The following is a 13,720-nucleotide window of genomic DNA, read 5'->3' as shown; positions in this document are numbered from 1 at the left end:
TGGACGGAGGCCTCAACCGCGCCCGCCCGCCCCCGCGGCGAGCACCTCGCGCGCCACCGCGAGGAAGCGCTGCACCACCGGGCGCGGGTCCTCGGACCGGTGGATCGCGACGAGGCGCGTGCGCGGGGCGGGGCTCCGCAGCGGCCGGTAGACCACGCCGGGGAGACGGACCGTCTGCGCCGACGCGGGGACGAGCGTGATGCCGATGCCCGCAGCGACGAGGGCGATGGTGGTCGAGAGCTCGAGCGTCTCCTGCGCGACGAGGGGCCGGAACCCCGCCGCGCGGCAGGCGGCCACGACCTCGTCCGCCCAGCCCGGTCGCGGCTGGCGCGGGAACAGCACGAACGGCTCCTCCGCGAGCGCGCGCAGCGTGAGGGCGCGGCGGGCGGCGAGGGGGTGGCGCGCCGCGAGCGCCACGACGAGCGGCTCCTCCGCGAGGGGGTCCACCCGGAGCGTCTCGTCGCCGACCGGAGGCCGGGCGAGGCCGAGCTGGATGGCCCCGCTCCGGAGCGCCACCACCTGCTCGGCGGTGGAGAGCTCGCCGAGCGTGAGGGCGACCTCCGGGTGGCGCTGCCGGAACGTCCGGACGAGGCGGGGGAGCAGCGCGTAGGTGGCGGAGGCGACGAACCCCACCGCGAGCGCCCCCACCTCCCCGCGCGCCACGCGCCGCGCCGACTCCGCCGCCTGGGAGACCCGCTCGAGGATCCGCCTCGCGTCCGGCAGGAAGGTCCGGCCTGCCTCCGTGAGCCGGACCCGCCGGTTCGTCCGCAGGAACAGCTCGAAGCCGAGCTCGCGCTCGAGCTGCTGGATCTGCTGGCTGAGCGGCGGCTGCGAGATGTGCAGCCGCGCCGCGGCGCGGCCGAAGTGAAGCTCCTCGGCGACGGCCACGAAGTAGCGGAGGTGCCTGAGCTCCACGAGATCTCCAGCGTATCGTTCGCGACGAAGGATATATTGGACGTCTCGTCGCCGCGGCGGCAAGTTCCCGCGTCCCGGGCCGCGCCCGGCCACGCGATGCCCTCCCGTCCTCCCACGCCCGACGCTCCCGGGCCGGCCTCGCCGCCCGGAGCCGTCGCCGCCCTCCTCTCGCTCGCCCTCGCCGGGATCTGCGCGTTCCTGAACGTCTACGCGACGCAGCCGCTCCTGCCGCTCCTCGGCGGAGCCTTCGGCGTCTCCGAGGCGTCGGCGGCGCTGACGGTGAGCGCTCCACCCATCGCCATCGCGCTCGCGTCGCCGTTCGTCGGCGCGCTCGCGGAGCGCGTGGGCCGGCGCCGGCTCATCGTGGGGTCCCTCTTCGCGCTGTCCGTGCCCACCCTGCTCGCCGCGACCGCTCCCGGCCTGCGCTCCCTCCTCGCGTGGCGGTTCGCGCAGGGCCTCGCCGTCCCCGGCGTCTACGCCGTCTCGATCTCGTACGTCGCGGCGGAGTGGGCGGAGGGCGGCCTGGGCCGGGCGATGGCGATCGTCGTGAGCGGCAACGTCGTGGGCGGGTTCCTCGGCCGCGTGGTCGCGGCGCTCGTCGCCGAGCGCGCCGGCTGGCGCGCTGCGTTCGTCGCGCTCGGCGCGCTCACGCTCGCGGGCGCGCTCGCCGTCGCGCGCGGCCTCCCCCGAGACCGCCGCCCGGCCGCGCGGCGCGGCTCGCCGCTCGCGGGGCTCCGCGCCCTCGCCGGCCACCTCGACGATCCGCGCCTGCTCGCGACGTTCGCGGTCGGCTTCAACGTGCTCTTCACGCTCGTCGCGACCTTCACGTACGTGACCCTCTACCTCTCCGAGCCGCCCTTCCGGCTCGGGGCCGGCCCGCTCAGCTGGATGTTCTCCGTCTACCTCGTCGGCGCGCTCGTGGTCCCCTTCGCGGGTCGCTGGATCGACCGGGTCGGCCCGCGCGCCGGCCTCGCCGCGGCGCTCGTGGGCGCGCTGGCGGGTGGTGGGCTCACGCTGGTCCACTCACTCTGGGTGATCGGGCTCGGCCTCGCCCTCTCCTGCTCCGCCGCGTTCGTGAGCCAGTCCGCCTCGACGAGCCACCTCCAGGCGACGGCTCCCGCCGAGGTGCGCTCCGCCGCGTCGGGCGTGTACGTCTCCTGCTACTACCTCGGCGGCAGCGCGGGCGGCGCCCTCCCCGCGCTCGCGTGGCACGCGGGCGGCTGGCCCGCCTGCGTGGCGCTGGTCGCCGCCGTGCAGCTCGCGTCGCTCGCGCTCGCGCTGCGCTTCTGGCGCCGCCCCGCCGCGGGCGTGGACCTCTCGGCCGCGGCGGCCTGACGCCGCGCCTCTTCGCTCACGCCTCCAGCCGGAGAGAGGTGCGCCCGCGTGGCGCGGCATCCGCCCGCTCACCAGGCGGCGCTCCGGCCGCGCCCGCGACGCGCAGGCGTATGCGCGAGGGGCTTTGCGGCCCGGACTCCCGATCACCACCGTCGACCCGACCCCATCCACGCGGGCGTGCCCGACACGCCGCGGAACCCATGCCGGACGCGAGTCCGGAAGGAGCGGTCATGGCGATCGAGAATCCAGCCGGAGCGGAGCAGAAGAAGACGCAGGGGCAGCAGGCGGCGGGGGGCGAGCAGCGCGCGGCGAGGGCGGGCGAGACGCCGAAGCAGCAGGGGATGGAGCGCGGCGAGGAGCGGCGGGCGGGCGGTGGCCTCTCCCGCCGGGAGGCGCGCGCGCCGATGATGCGGGGCTCCGACATCTTCACGATGAGCCCGTTCTCGCTGATGCGCCGGATGATGGACGACTTCGATCGCATGTTCGAGGAGGTCGGGTTCGGGATGGGCGGTCTCATGCCACGGGGTGAGCTTCCGGGCGAGGCGCTCTCCCGCGGCGCGCTCTGGACCCCGCAGATCGACGTTCTCGAGCGCGAGGGCCAGCTCGTCGTCCGGGCCGACCTGCCGGGCCTCTCCAGGGACGACCTCCGCGTCGAGGTGAGGGATGACGCGCTCGTCATCGAGGGCGAGCGCCGGCGCGAGCAGAAGGAGGAAGGCGCGGGGTTCTACCGCTCCGAGCGCAGCTACGGCTCGTTCCGGCGTGCCATCCCGCTCCCCGAGGGCGTGGATCCCGAGCAGGCCGAAGCCCGGTTCGAGAACGGGGTGCTCGAGGTCTCGCTGCCTCTGCCGAAGGAACGCGCTCAGGGCAAGCGCATCGAGATCCGGGGAGGCGCCGAGGGGAAGAGCGTTCACTGACTGCGGCGCCTCGCCACGCGCGCCTTTGCGCGCGCTGAGGCCCATCGGGCCACCCCCGGTGAGCCGCGCCTGACGCGGGCAACGGACCGGTCGCGGCGCGCTACGCTCGCGGGCTGATGGAACACTCACCGTCCACGTCGACGCCTGCCTCACGCGCGCGCGCTCCGCTCCCCGCCCGCGCCGACACGGGCGGGAGCCCCCTCGCCGCGCCGTCCCCGGCTGCGCCCGCGCGGCCGGGGACCGAGCCCGCTCGAGCGCCCGCGCCCGCGCCCGCGCGCCCGCACCTGCTCGCTGCCGCGGCCGTCGCGCTCCTCTTCCTCGCCCGCTTCGCGATCCTCCCTTGGCTCGGGCTGTTCAACGACGAGGCGTATTACTGGGAGTGGTCGCGCCGGCTCGCCGCGAGCTACTACGATCACCCGCCCCTCGTCGCGTGGATCCTGGCCGCGACGACGCGCCTCGTCGGACGGACGCAGCTCGCCGTCCACCTCCCCGCGCTCCTCTTCACCGCCGCCACCTCGCTGGTCCTCCTCCGGCTGTCGCTCGACCTGCTCCCCGGGCGGCGCGACGTCGCGTGGGGAGCGGTCCTCCTCTGCAACGCGGCGCCGCTCTTCGGGCTCGGCGCCGTGTTCACCACGCCGGACGCGCCCGCGACGCTCTTCTGGATCCTCACCGCCTGGCTCGTCTGGCGCGCGGTGAACGGCGCGCCGCGCCTGTGGTACGCGGCCGGCCTCGCGGCCGGGCTCGGGCTCCTGTCCAAGTACACCAACGTCCTCCTCCTCCCGGGGATCCTCCTCTTCCTGCTCCTCTCGCCTCACCGGGCGTGGCTGCGGCGCAAGGAGCCGTACCTGGCGCTCGCGATCGCGGCGCTCGTGTTCGCGCCCGTCGTGCTGTGGAACGCGCGGCACGGGTGGGAGTCGTTCGTGTTCCAGCTCGTGGACCGCCATGGCGGCGCCTTCCGCCCGTGGAGGACGGTGCCGCGCTTCCTCGTCGCGCAGCAGAGCCTGTCGCCGCTCGTCTGGGCGGCGTGCCTCGTGGGGCTCGCGCGGAGCGCACGCGCAGCGCGCGCGGGGAGCCCGGCGGACGCGCTCGTCTTCGGGTGCGCCGCGGCGTCCCTCGCCGTCTTCTCTGCGGCCTCGCTCTTCACCTACGTGAACCCGAACTGGTTCGGCCCTGCCTTCCTGACCCTCATGATCCCGGCGTCGGCAGCGCTGCTCCGGAGCCGGTCGAGGCTCGTCCGGCTCGCGCCCGCGGGGCTCGGCATCGCCCTCTCCCTCCTGTTCTACGTCCAGGCGGTGTCGCTCGCGCTGCCGCTCCCGCCGCGGCTCGACTTCGCGACGGACCTCGTCGGCTGGGACGAGGTCGGCGCCCGTCTGCGCGCGCTCGAGGCCTCCGGCCTCGGCGAGCGGCCGTTCGTGTTCTCGCGACGGCTCCAGCTCTCCGCGCTCGCCGCCTTCTACGGCGGCGACGACCTCGAGGTGACCCGCCTCGGCGGCCGGCGCGATCAGTACGACGAGTGGACCTCGCCCGAGGCGCTCCGCGGCCGCGACGCGATCTACTTCTGCGACGACCTCGCGTTCCGGGCGCCCGACGAGTACCCGTTCCAGCGCTGCGAGCCCGCGGGCGAGCTCCCGATCGTGCGGCACGGCAGGACGGTCCGACGCTTCTTCTTCTGGCGGTGCTTCGCGTACCAGCCCTGAACGGCGCGAGGTCAGCGCTGCCCGGCCGTGAAGGCGTAGTACGCGCGGAGCTCCGTGCCCGTCTCGGAGCGCGCCGGCGCGCCCGCAGCCGCATCGCCGGAGTGGTGCGCGAGGAGCCCCTCCACGCCGAGCGCGTGCGGCCCGACGACCCGCAGCTCGAGCGAGCCGGAGAGGTTCGAGACGCGCTCGTAGCCGGGCAGTGAACCCAGGCCGGCGATGAGGTACTGGCGAGCGATGAGCCGGGCGGCGATCCGATCGAGCGCGACGAGCCGCAGATCGAGGTGCGCCTGGCCGCCAGGGCCCATCCGATAGCTGCGGTCGTGCTCCGGGCGGCCACCGAGGTAGCCCGCGGCGCCGAGGACCACCGCCGAGGCGGTCGCGGCGCCTTCGAGCGCGACCCGCGGCGACACCTCCCAGCGCCCCTCCGCGGAGAGGCCGACCGCGCTCGTCGAGACGCTGTGACGGCGGAGCGCCGAGAAGTCGAACTGCAGCCCGACGCCGGCGAGACCGCGCACCCGCTCCCCCTCGAACGTCCGCCCCACCAGCACGCCGCGCGCGAAGAGCGTCGCGATGGGGTCCTTCTCCGTCGAGTAGGTGGACTCGAGGTCCAGGTGATCGAACGGCCGCTCGAACCGGAAGCGCGGATCGCCGGGCAGGCCGTAGCTGAGTCGCACGCCGAGCTCCGGGACGACCCCCTCGTTCCCGGCGGTTCGGACGTTCGGGTCGAACGACAGGGCGCCGGCGCGGACCTGCACGCGCGAGGGCGGCGTCGGCGCGGGGGGCTCGGTGGCGACGAGGGCCCGGTTCATCGATTCGATCGGCGCGAAGATCGTCGCGGCCGCGAGGCGCCAGCCGCTGCGCGGCCCGTCGAGGATCATGCCCGAGACCCGGTGGAACGTCTCCCCGAGGACGACCCCGGCGAGCGTCGTCGTGATCTGGTCGTTCACCGACGGGAGCGTGGTCTCGCCGACGATCTCCCAGATCGCGCTCGCGGCGAACGGGTACGGGGTCGACGCCCAGAACCCCAGGCCGGACGAGCGCGCCGCGCTGTACGGGAAGATGCCCTGGAACGGGTGGCCGACCTGGTTGATCCAGAAGCGATCCTCGTCCAGCACCCAGGTGCTCCGCAGGTTGTGCCCGATGGTGTCCAGGTTCACGCGTGCCCAGGGCGCCCCTCCGATGGAGACGTTCCAGCCGGCCATCACGGCAGTGATGAGGCCCGTCTCGATGACGGGGACGAGGTGCCCTCTCGGCAGGATTCCGCGCCGCTGCGGCGGTCGGAACGTGAGGTCCGAGACGCCGGCCACCCCCGGCGCCGCGCTGTCCTCGGAGCCACCGGCCTCGCCCCCGCCGCCCCCGCCGGCGGCCGCGCTCGCCGCGGGCTTCGCTCCGGCGGGCTCGCAGGAGCCTCTCCCATCGCTCGGGTCCGCCCCGCTCGTCTCGCGCGGCGCAGTGGGCGCGTCCGCGCTCGCGGGCGGTGCGAGCGCGAAGCCCGCGAGGGCCACCAGCGCGAGGAGGGACGCGCGGCTGCCGGGCGAGATCACACGAGCGGGCATCGGTGTTTCCACGGCGGATCGTAGCGAACTGGAAGCAACGCCCGCACCCTCGTCCTCGGCATCCACCACACCGGACATCCATCCGAGCGCCCTTCGAGCGAGCTCCGCCCGGGCAGCTCACCCGAGCTTCGCTCGGGACAGATTTTCACGCGCGCGGCGCCTTGCCGCGCGCCAGGAGGGTGCCGGCGCGCGCGTCGTCGTACCTCACGACGGCCAGCCGCCGACCGACGACGCCTCCGCCTCCGCGCGCGACGCGAGGCGGCGCTCCTCCTCGAGGACCCGCCGGGTGGTGCGCAGGATCGCATCCGCGTTGAGGCTCAGCGAGTCGATGCCGCGCTCCACGAGGAACGCGGCGAACTCCGGGTAGTCCGACGGCGCCTGGCCGCAGATGCCCACCTTGCGGCCCGCCCGGTGCGCGACGTCGATGAGCATCGCGCAGAGCGCCTTCACGGCGGGGCTCCGCTCGTCGAAGAGCGGCGCGATCCGCGCCGAGTCCCGGTCGATGCCGAGCGTGAGCTGGGTGAGGTCGTTCGAGCCGATGGAGAACCCGTCGAACAGCCGGGCGAAGTCCGCCGCCAGCAGCGCGTTCGAGGGGATCTCCGCCATCACGTAGACCTCGAGCCCGTCCCGGCCGCGGACGAGGCCGCCCTCCCGCATCGCCTCGAGCACCTGGGCTCCCTCGGCGGGCGTCCGGCAGAACGGGATCATCACCGCGAGGTTCCGGAGGCCGAACGTCTCGCGCACGCGGCGCACCGCGGCGACCTCGAGGAGGAAGCCCTCCCTGTACTCGGGGTGATAGTAGCGGCTCGCCCCGCGCCAGCCGAGCATCGGGTTCTCCTCCTTCGGCTCGAACGGCTCGCCCCCGAGGAGGCGCGCGTACTCGTTCGTCTTGAAGTCGCTGAAGCGGAGGATGACGGGCCTCGGCCAGAACGCCGCGGCGAGCGTGCCGACGCCCTGCGAGAGCCGGTCCACGAAGTACTCGCGCTTGTCCGGGTAGCCGGCGGTGCGCGCCTCGATCTCGCGCTGGACCTCGGGCGCGAGCGTGTCGAAGCGCGTCAGCGCGAGCGGATGGATGCCGACCCAGTCCGCAAAGATGAACTCCATGCGCGCGAGCCCCACGCCGTCGTTCGGCAGGAGCGCGAGCCCGTACGCCTTCTCCGGCGTCGCCACGTTCAGCATCATGCGCGTGTGCGGACGCGCGAGCCGCGCCGGGTCGAGCTCCTCCACGTCGAACGCGAGCTCGCCCGCGTACACCTCGCCGGTCTCGCCCTGCGCGCACGAGACGGTGTAGCGCTCGCCCGTCGCGAGCGCGGTCGTCGCGTCGCCGGTCCCGACGATCGCCGGGATCCCGAGCTCGCGGGCGACGATCGCCGCGTGCGAGGTGCGCCCGCCGCGCTCGGTCACGATCGCGGCCGCGCGCTTCATCACCGGCTCCCAGTCCGGATCCGTCGTGACGCTCACGAGGATCTCCCCGGGCTGGAACAGCGGCAGCTCGGACGCCGCGCGGACGACGCGCGCCGTGCCGGCCGCGATCGCCTCCCCGACGGCGAGGCCGCTCGTCACGGCCTCGCCCTCCTGCCGCAGCCGGTACACCCGCAGCGACGGCCCCTTCCGCTGGCTCATCACCGTCTCGGGCCGCGCCTGGACCACGAAGAGCTCTCCGGTGACGCCGTCCTTCGCCCACTCGATGTCCATGGGCGTGTCTGCGCCCCGCCGGCGCGAGTAGTGGTCCTCGACGAGGAGCGCCCAGCGCGCGAGGGTGAGCACGTCGTCGTCCTCGAGCGAGAACCCGGCGCGCTGTTCGGGCGTGGACGGGACCTCCCGGACGCGGGCGTCGCCGCCCGGGCCGTACACGACACACGTCTCCTTCGTGCCGAGCTTCTTGCGGACGATGGGGCGGAACCCGCGGCGGAGCGCCTGCTTGTGCACGGTGAACTGGTCGGGCACGACGCGCCCCTGGACGACGCTCTCGCCGAGCCCGAAGCTCGAGGTCACGATCACCACGCCGCGGTGGCCCGTCTCCGTGTCGAGCGTGAAGATGACGCCCGCGCTCCCGACGTCCGAGCGCACCATCTTCTGGACGCCCACCGAGAGCGCCACGGCGAGCTGGTCGAAGCCCATGTCGGCGCGGTAGCTGATCGCGCGCGGCGTGAAGAGGCTCGCGTACGCGTCCCGCACCGCCCGGAGCACGGACGCCGCCCCGCGCACGTTGAGGAAGCTCTCGTGCTGTCCCGCGAAGCTCGCGGTGGGGAGGTCCTCTGCGGTCGCGGACGAGCGGACCGCCACGTCCGTCGCGGCCTCGCCGTGACTCCGCGACAGGGCCTGGTACGCGGCCACGAGCTCCGCCTCCAGCTCCGGCGGGAGCGGCGCGGACGCGACGATCCGGCGGAGCTCCCGGCTGCGCCGCTCGAGGTCCGCGGTGTCGTCCTTGCGGAGATCCCGGAGCAGCGCGCGGATGGGCTCCTCGAGCGCGCTCGCGCGGAGGAAGGAGCGGTAGGCCTCCGCGGTCGTGGCGAAGCCGCCCGGGACGCGGATCCCGAGCGGCACGAGGGCCCGGAGCAGCTCTCCGCTCGAGGCGTTCTTGCCGCCGACCTGCGCGACGTCGTCGAGCCCCACCTGCGAAAGCTCGCGGATCCAGCGCATTCGACACCTCCCGCCGGATCGCCGCCGGGGGCGGCACCCGACGAGGAGAACCGTACCGCCGCGGCGGGAACGCGGGCCGGGTCCAGCGGGTCGCGCTGTTCGGACGCAGCGGTCCGGCGGCGGGCACGGGGCCAGAGAGCGCCCGGTCGCTCGCGCGGTCCCATCCCCTCCGAAGACGCAGGTCCTCTCGCGGGCAGAGACGCGGGGGGGCGCGGCGCGCGCGGCCCGCCCCCCCCGCGAACCCCCGGGCCCCGGCGCGCCGCGCCCGGGCCCCCAGCGGACGCGCGATCACGGTCGCGCGACGGTGATCACCGGCGACGTCCAGCGCTCCCAGTCCGCGGGGTTCGCCGGATCACCGAGCGCCTTGAGCACGGACACGGTGACGCGGTAGCTGCCGTTCGGCACGGTGTAGCTCCTCGTGCCGGCGGCCGTCGTGCCGTCCCAGGCGAGCGCGAAGAAGCCGGTGCTCGTCGAGTTCCGCGCCAGGTAGTCCTCGGCGAGCGCGGTGTGCCAGGCCTTGCCGCTCGCCGCGTCGGTCACGTCCAGCCGCAGGGTGCGCGAGGGGTGATCGAGGTGAACGAGGAAGAACGGGACGTCGTCGCCCGTCATCGTGAACGTGCCGCCGTCGCGCCGGAGCTCGTAGCTCGACCCCACGAGCTGCGCGAGGGCGGGCAACCCGGCGCTCGTCGGCGCGAGGACGGTGATCGACTGGTAGTCACCGACGAAGCCGGCGAACGGCACCCGGTAGACCTCGCCGCCGCCCTCGGGCGTGAGCACCACGTAGCCGCCGTACTGCGCCCGGTCCGGCCCGGTCGGAGGCGTCACGGTGAGGTCGACGGTCGCGCTGCCGTGCGCGGGGACCGTCACCGTCGCCGCGCCGAACGAGACGCTCGCGTTCGACGTCGCGAAACCCTGCGTGAACGTCCCCCGCACCGAGAGCGCGTTCACGAACGAGAGCGCGTAGGTGATCGGCGCATCGGCGGAGCTCGTCACCTCGAGCGTGCGCGCGACCGGGCCGGCCTGGCTCTCGCCGAGCGAGAGCTTCGCCGGCTCGACCCGGGTCGTGGCGAGGATGGCGCGATCGATCCGGAGCATGCCCGCGCCCTGGCGGCCCACCGTCTCGAGGAAGCCGAGCGCCGGGTTCCCCCACCAGAGCTTCGGCTCGGCGGTGTTCTGGAGGATCGTCCGGACCGCCTGCGACGGCGTGCTCGGCCGCGCCTCGAGCAGGAGCGCGACCGCGCCCGCGACGTGCGGCGACGACATCGACGTGCCGCTGAGGCTCGCGTAGCCGCCGAGCTCCAGCGGGTAGGTCGAGTAGATGTACCCCCCGGGCGCGCCGAGATCGGGCTTCAGGGCGAGGTCGGGCGAGAGACCGTAGGAGCTGAAGTCGGAGATGAGGTTCCCGGTGGAGTTCGGGAAGCTCCCGAGGTCGGCCGTCCAGGTGAGGTCCACGGAGCCCGCGGCGAGCCTGGAGTTGATGATCGCCCCCTCGGCGGCGGAGACCGCGACCACCGGGATCGTGATCGCGGACGTCCCCGCGACGGTCGGGCTCACGCGACCGGCGGCGTTGTTGTAGAGCACGACCGCCACCGCGCCCGCGTTCTGGGCGTTCAGGGCCTTCTGGTAGAACGAGCAGGTCCCGCGCCGGACGAGCGCCGCCTTGCCGGCGAGGCTCCCCGGCGCGAGCGGATTGCAGGCGTCGGCCGTGGAGGTCGTGGTGCCGGTGCGCGCCATGGGGAACGTCCCCGCGTGCGGCGCCGGCGGAGCGGCCGTCGCGTTCGTGTAGCCGATGGCAGTGCCGTCCGGCGAGATCGTGAACTGGGGCAGCATGGCGTGCGTGTTGTCGAACGACGCGACGCCGATGACCTTCTCGCCGAGCCCCGGGGCGCCCGCGGCCCACAGCCCGTTCGCGCCGTTGTTCCCGATCGAGGCGACCACCACCACGCCGCGGTTCACGAGGCGGGTCGCTGCCATGGCCGTCGGGTACTGCGGCCACTGGTAGGCGGACCCGATGCTCATGTTCACGACCTGCATCCCGTCGGCGAGCGCTGCCTCCATCGCGGCGATCATCACGTCCGCGCTGGTCGAGCCCTCGCACCCGAACACGCGGTAGGCGCCGAGCTGCGCGTCCGGCGCGACGCCGCGCGCCCCCCCGTTCGCCCCGATGATCCCGGCGACGTGCGTGCCGTGGCCGGCGCAGTCGTCCGGGTACGCGTCGGGGACCAGCGCCGGATCGTAGGTCGGCGAGGTCGAATCGGCGTTGAACGCCTCGCCGACGAAGTCCCAGCCGGCGACGACGCGGCTGCCGGTGAACGGGCTGTTGGCGCGCGGAACCCCGTCGCCGCCCAGGTCCACGTGATCGTAGTCGATGCCGGTGTCGATGACGCCGACCTTCACGCCGCGCCCGGTGAACCCGAGCTCGTCCTGCGCCGTGTCGGCGCCGGTCATCGCGATGGCGGTGACGAGGTCCGGCTCGGAGACGGCGGCGGGCTCCGGCATCGCGATCGTCTCGACCGGATAGACCGCCTTCACGCCCGCGATCCGCGCGAGCCGCCCGAGCTGCCCGGGTGACACCGAGACCGAGACGCCATTCCAGAGCGCGTCGAACGAGAAGCGCTCGGAGTAGCGGACGCCCGCCTTCGCGGCGGCCGCGCGGAACGCGCTCTTCTCGGCGCGCACCGTCGCGAGGCTCGAGCCCTCCGAGGTCGGCGGGCTCGCGAGCTCCACGAACCAGAGGTGCGCGGATTCGTCCACGAGCGCCCCCGTCTCCGCGGAAGGAGCGGGGCCGAGCGGCTCGAGGGCAATGACGTCGCCTGCGAGCGCCCGCGGTGCGAGCGCCAGCAGGGGCAAGAGCAGCAAAGCGGTCTTCCTGGCCATTTCGGTCCTCGGGGTGCGTGTTCGCCGCGTCCTTCTCCTGCCCGGCACACGGGGACTCACCTGCGCGCCGGATGTCCGAGCAAGAGACCGATGAGCCTACACGGAAAGTGGGAGCCGCAAGCAAGGGGAGCCCCGGAGTGGGCATGGCCGCCGCACCCCGTGCGGGGCGTTCAGGCGGCGCTGCGCGCTGCCGGCGCCTCGGTGCGCCGCCGGCGGATGCGCGGCACCAGGATGAGCGCGGCTCCGTAGCAGGCGAAGGCGACGAGCAGCGTCGCCGGCCGCCCGCGGGGGACATCCTCGAGCACGATCTTGAGCCCGAGCGCGGCGAGCGCGGGGTACGCGAGCGCGGCTCCGTCGGACCAGGCCGGGAGCCGGCCGAGCGACGCGAGGCCGAGCGTCACGCAGACGAGGAGCGCGGTGCGGACCGCCGCGATCTCGCCGGCGTCCGCGCCGTGGCCGGGAAGCCCCGCGACGGCCGGGGCGATCCAGCCGAGCGCCACGCCCGCGAGGCCGGCGGCGAGCATCGCGAGGAGCAGGATCCGCGGCGCGCGCTGGGCACGGGTCCGCGCGCCGCCCTCGGCGCCGAGCCACGCGACGAGGCAGAGCCCCGCGAGCACCACGAGCGCGGCGGGCGTCACGGGGGTCCACGGGACGCGCGGCGACGCGAGCGACGCCTCGGCCGCGTGGGCGACGAGCCCGCTCGCGATCGCCGCCGCCGCGGCATACCCCGCCGCGTGCGCCGAGAGGGTGAGCCGGCCCTGTCGCCGTCCGAGCGCGCCGGCCGCGACGGCGAGCGCGATCCAGGCGATGGGCAGGGCGGGCCCGGAGAGGAGGAGGCCCGTCCCGGCGAGCACGAGCAGCGCCGCCGCGGAGGTGTAGAAGACGAAGTTCCGGCGGCGGTCCAGCGGGCGCTCGAGGAACGCGAACGCCACCGCGTAGGCGGCGAGCCCGAGCACCGTGACCGCCGCGCCGATGGCGGACGCGCCGGCGCCCGAGCGGCTCGCGACGAACGCCGCCCCGCCGAGGCCGACGGCGATCGCCGCCGCGCTCTGGACGATCTCGAACGCCAGCACGTCGCGGCGGAGCAGGAGCGTGCGGGTGGCGACGGTCCCGAGGTAGAGCGCCATGAGCGGCGTGAGCACCGCGAACGCGGCGAGGGCCCCCTCCCCGCCTCGCGCCGTGCCCACCCGGACCGCGAGCACCGCCGCGGCGAGGTCCGCGGCGACCGCCGGCAGGGCGCGGAGCGAGAACCAGTCGAGCACGTAGCTCAGCCACAGCGTCGCGACGCCGAGGAGGACCAGGAAGAGCGCGGGGGGGCCGACCCGGCCGGTGGCGACCGCGAGGGCGACGGCGGTCGCGATCCCGCCGAGCGTCACGATCCACGCGAGCGCCTCGAGCCGGCGCCGCGCCGCGACGGCGAGCGCCGCCGCCGTGAAGGCGCTGAGCAGCGCCGCGGCCGCGGGCGGCGAGACGAGCCCGAAGCGCGACGCCGCCTCGTAGAGGAGCGGGAAGCCCACGAGCGCAGCGGCGGCGCCGTGGAACCCCGCGCTCGCGGCCGCGCCCGTCCGGAGCGCGATCCCGAGCCACGTCCCGGCGTAGGCGAGGCCGAGGGCCACCCCGAGCGAGGCCGGAAGCGTCCCCGCGTCGGCGAGCGCGCGCAGGACGAACGCGCCCGCGAGGACGAGCAGCGTTCGTCCCACGAGCGACACGCTGCCGAGCGCCGCGGCGAGGTCCTGGCGCACCGGCGCGGCGGCGGTCGCCCCGGTCCCCGCGCGCCCCCCGG

The 13,720-nt window shown here is 75.1% G+C and carries 8 protein-coding genes; 3 read left to right on the top strand and 5 right to left on the bottom strand.

The features are described from left to right. Positions 1–12 precede the first annotated feature (12 nt). Entirely contained in the window at positions 13–915 is a 903-nt protein-coding gene (locus MNY62_RS06330; RefSeq protein ID WP_242343267.1) for a LysR substrate-binding domain-containing protein, read from the bottom strand. On the opposite strand from MNY62_RS06330, the gene MNY62_RS06325 reads away from it, so the two are divergent. The 3 genes from MNY62_RS06325 to MNY62_RS06315 all read left to right on the top strand — a co-directional run bounded on the left by MNY62_RS06325 (position 901) and on the right by MNY62_RS06315 (position 4,861). Continuing rightward, positions 901–2,250 carry an MFS transporter gene (locus tag MNY62_RS06325; protein ID WP_242343266.1) on the top strand — a complete coding sequence of 450 codons (1,350 nt, stop codon included), beginning with the start codon at positions 901–903 and terminating at the stop codon, positions 2,248–2,250. The two genes, MNY62_RS06330 and MNY62_RS06325, sit on opposite strands and share 15 nt — an antisense overlap. 230 nt (positions 2,251–2,480) lie before the next feature. After that, positions 2,481–3,164, top strand: a complete 684-nt coding sequence (locus MNY62_RS06320) for an Hsp20/alpha crystallin family protein (RefSeq protein ID WP_242343265.1) — start codon at positions 2,481–2,483, stop codon at positions 3,162–3,164. 116 nt (positions 3,165–3,280) lie between these two features. Further along, complete coding sequence (locus MNY62_RS06315) at positions 3,281–4,861, top strand: glycosyltransferase family 39 protein (RefSeq protein ID WP_242343264.1); 1,581 nt, start codon at positions 3,281–3,283, stop codon at positions 4,859–4,861. A gap of 11 nt (positions 4,862–4,872) precedes the next feature. On the opposite strand, the gene MNY62_RS06310 is transcribed toward MNY62_RS06315, so the two are convergent. The 4 genes from MNY62_RS06310 to MNY62_RS06290 form a co-directional block, all read right to left on the bottom strand. Continuing rightward, positions 4,873–6,417 (bottom strand): DUF3943 domain-containing protein, encoded by a 1,545-nt coding sequence (locus tag MNY62_RS06310; RefSeq protein WP_242343263.1) that lies wholly within the window; start codon positions 6,415–6,417, stop codon positions 4,873–4,875. Positions 6,418–6,621: 204 nt separating this feature from the next. Then, complete coding sequence (gene ppsA / locus MNY62_RS06305; protein WP_242343262.1) at positions 6,622–9,060, bottom strand: phosphoenolpyruvate synthase; 2,439 nt, start codon at positions 9,058–9,060, stop codon at positions 6,622–6,624. Positions 9,061–9,348: 288 nt separating this feature from the next. Next, complete coding sequence (locus MNY62_RS25545) at positions 9,349–11,937, bottom strand: S8 family peptidase (protein WP_279426289.1); 2,589 nt, start codon at positions 11,935–11,937, stop codon at positions 9,349–9,351. A gap of 170 nt (positions 11,938–12,107) precedes the next feature. Further along, the coding region (locus MNY62_RS06290) for a hypothetical protein (RefSeq protein ID WP_242343261.1) at positions 12,108–13,720 on the bottom strand (1,613 nt) is incomplete at its 5' end.

Source organism: Anaeromyxobacter terrae (assembly GCF_022690685.1).
In the GTDB taxonomy this organism is placed as follows: Bacteria; Myxococcota; Myxococcia; order Myxococcales; family Anaeromyxobacteraceae; genus Anaeromyxobacter; species Anaeromyxobacter terrae.
This window is presented reverse-complemented; position numbering and strand designations above follow the sequence as displayed.

Coding starts and splice junctions, on each gene's coding strand:
- MNY62_RS06320 (WP_242343265.1), top strand. CDS start 2,481: ATGGCGATCGAGAATCCAGCCGGAGCGGAGCAGAAGAAGACGCAGGGG.
- MNY62_RS06315 (WP_242343264.1), top strand. CDS start 3,281: ATGGAACACTCACCGTCCACGTCGACGCCTGCCTCACGCGCGCGCGCT.
- MNY62_RS06310 (WP_242343263.1), bottom strand. CDS start 6,417: ATGCCCGCTCGTGTGATCTCGCCCGGCAGCCGCGCGTCCCTCCTCGCG.
- ppsA (WP_242343262.1), bottom strand. CDS start 9,060: ATGCGCTGGATCCGCGAGCTTTCGCAGGTGGGGCTCGACGACGTCGCG.
- MNY62_RS25545 (WP_279426289.1), bottom strand. CDS start 11,937: ATGGCCAGGAAGACCGCTTTGCTGCTCTTGCCCCTGCTGGCGCTCGCA.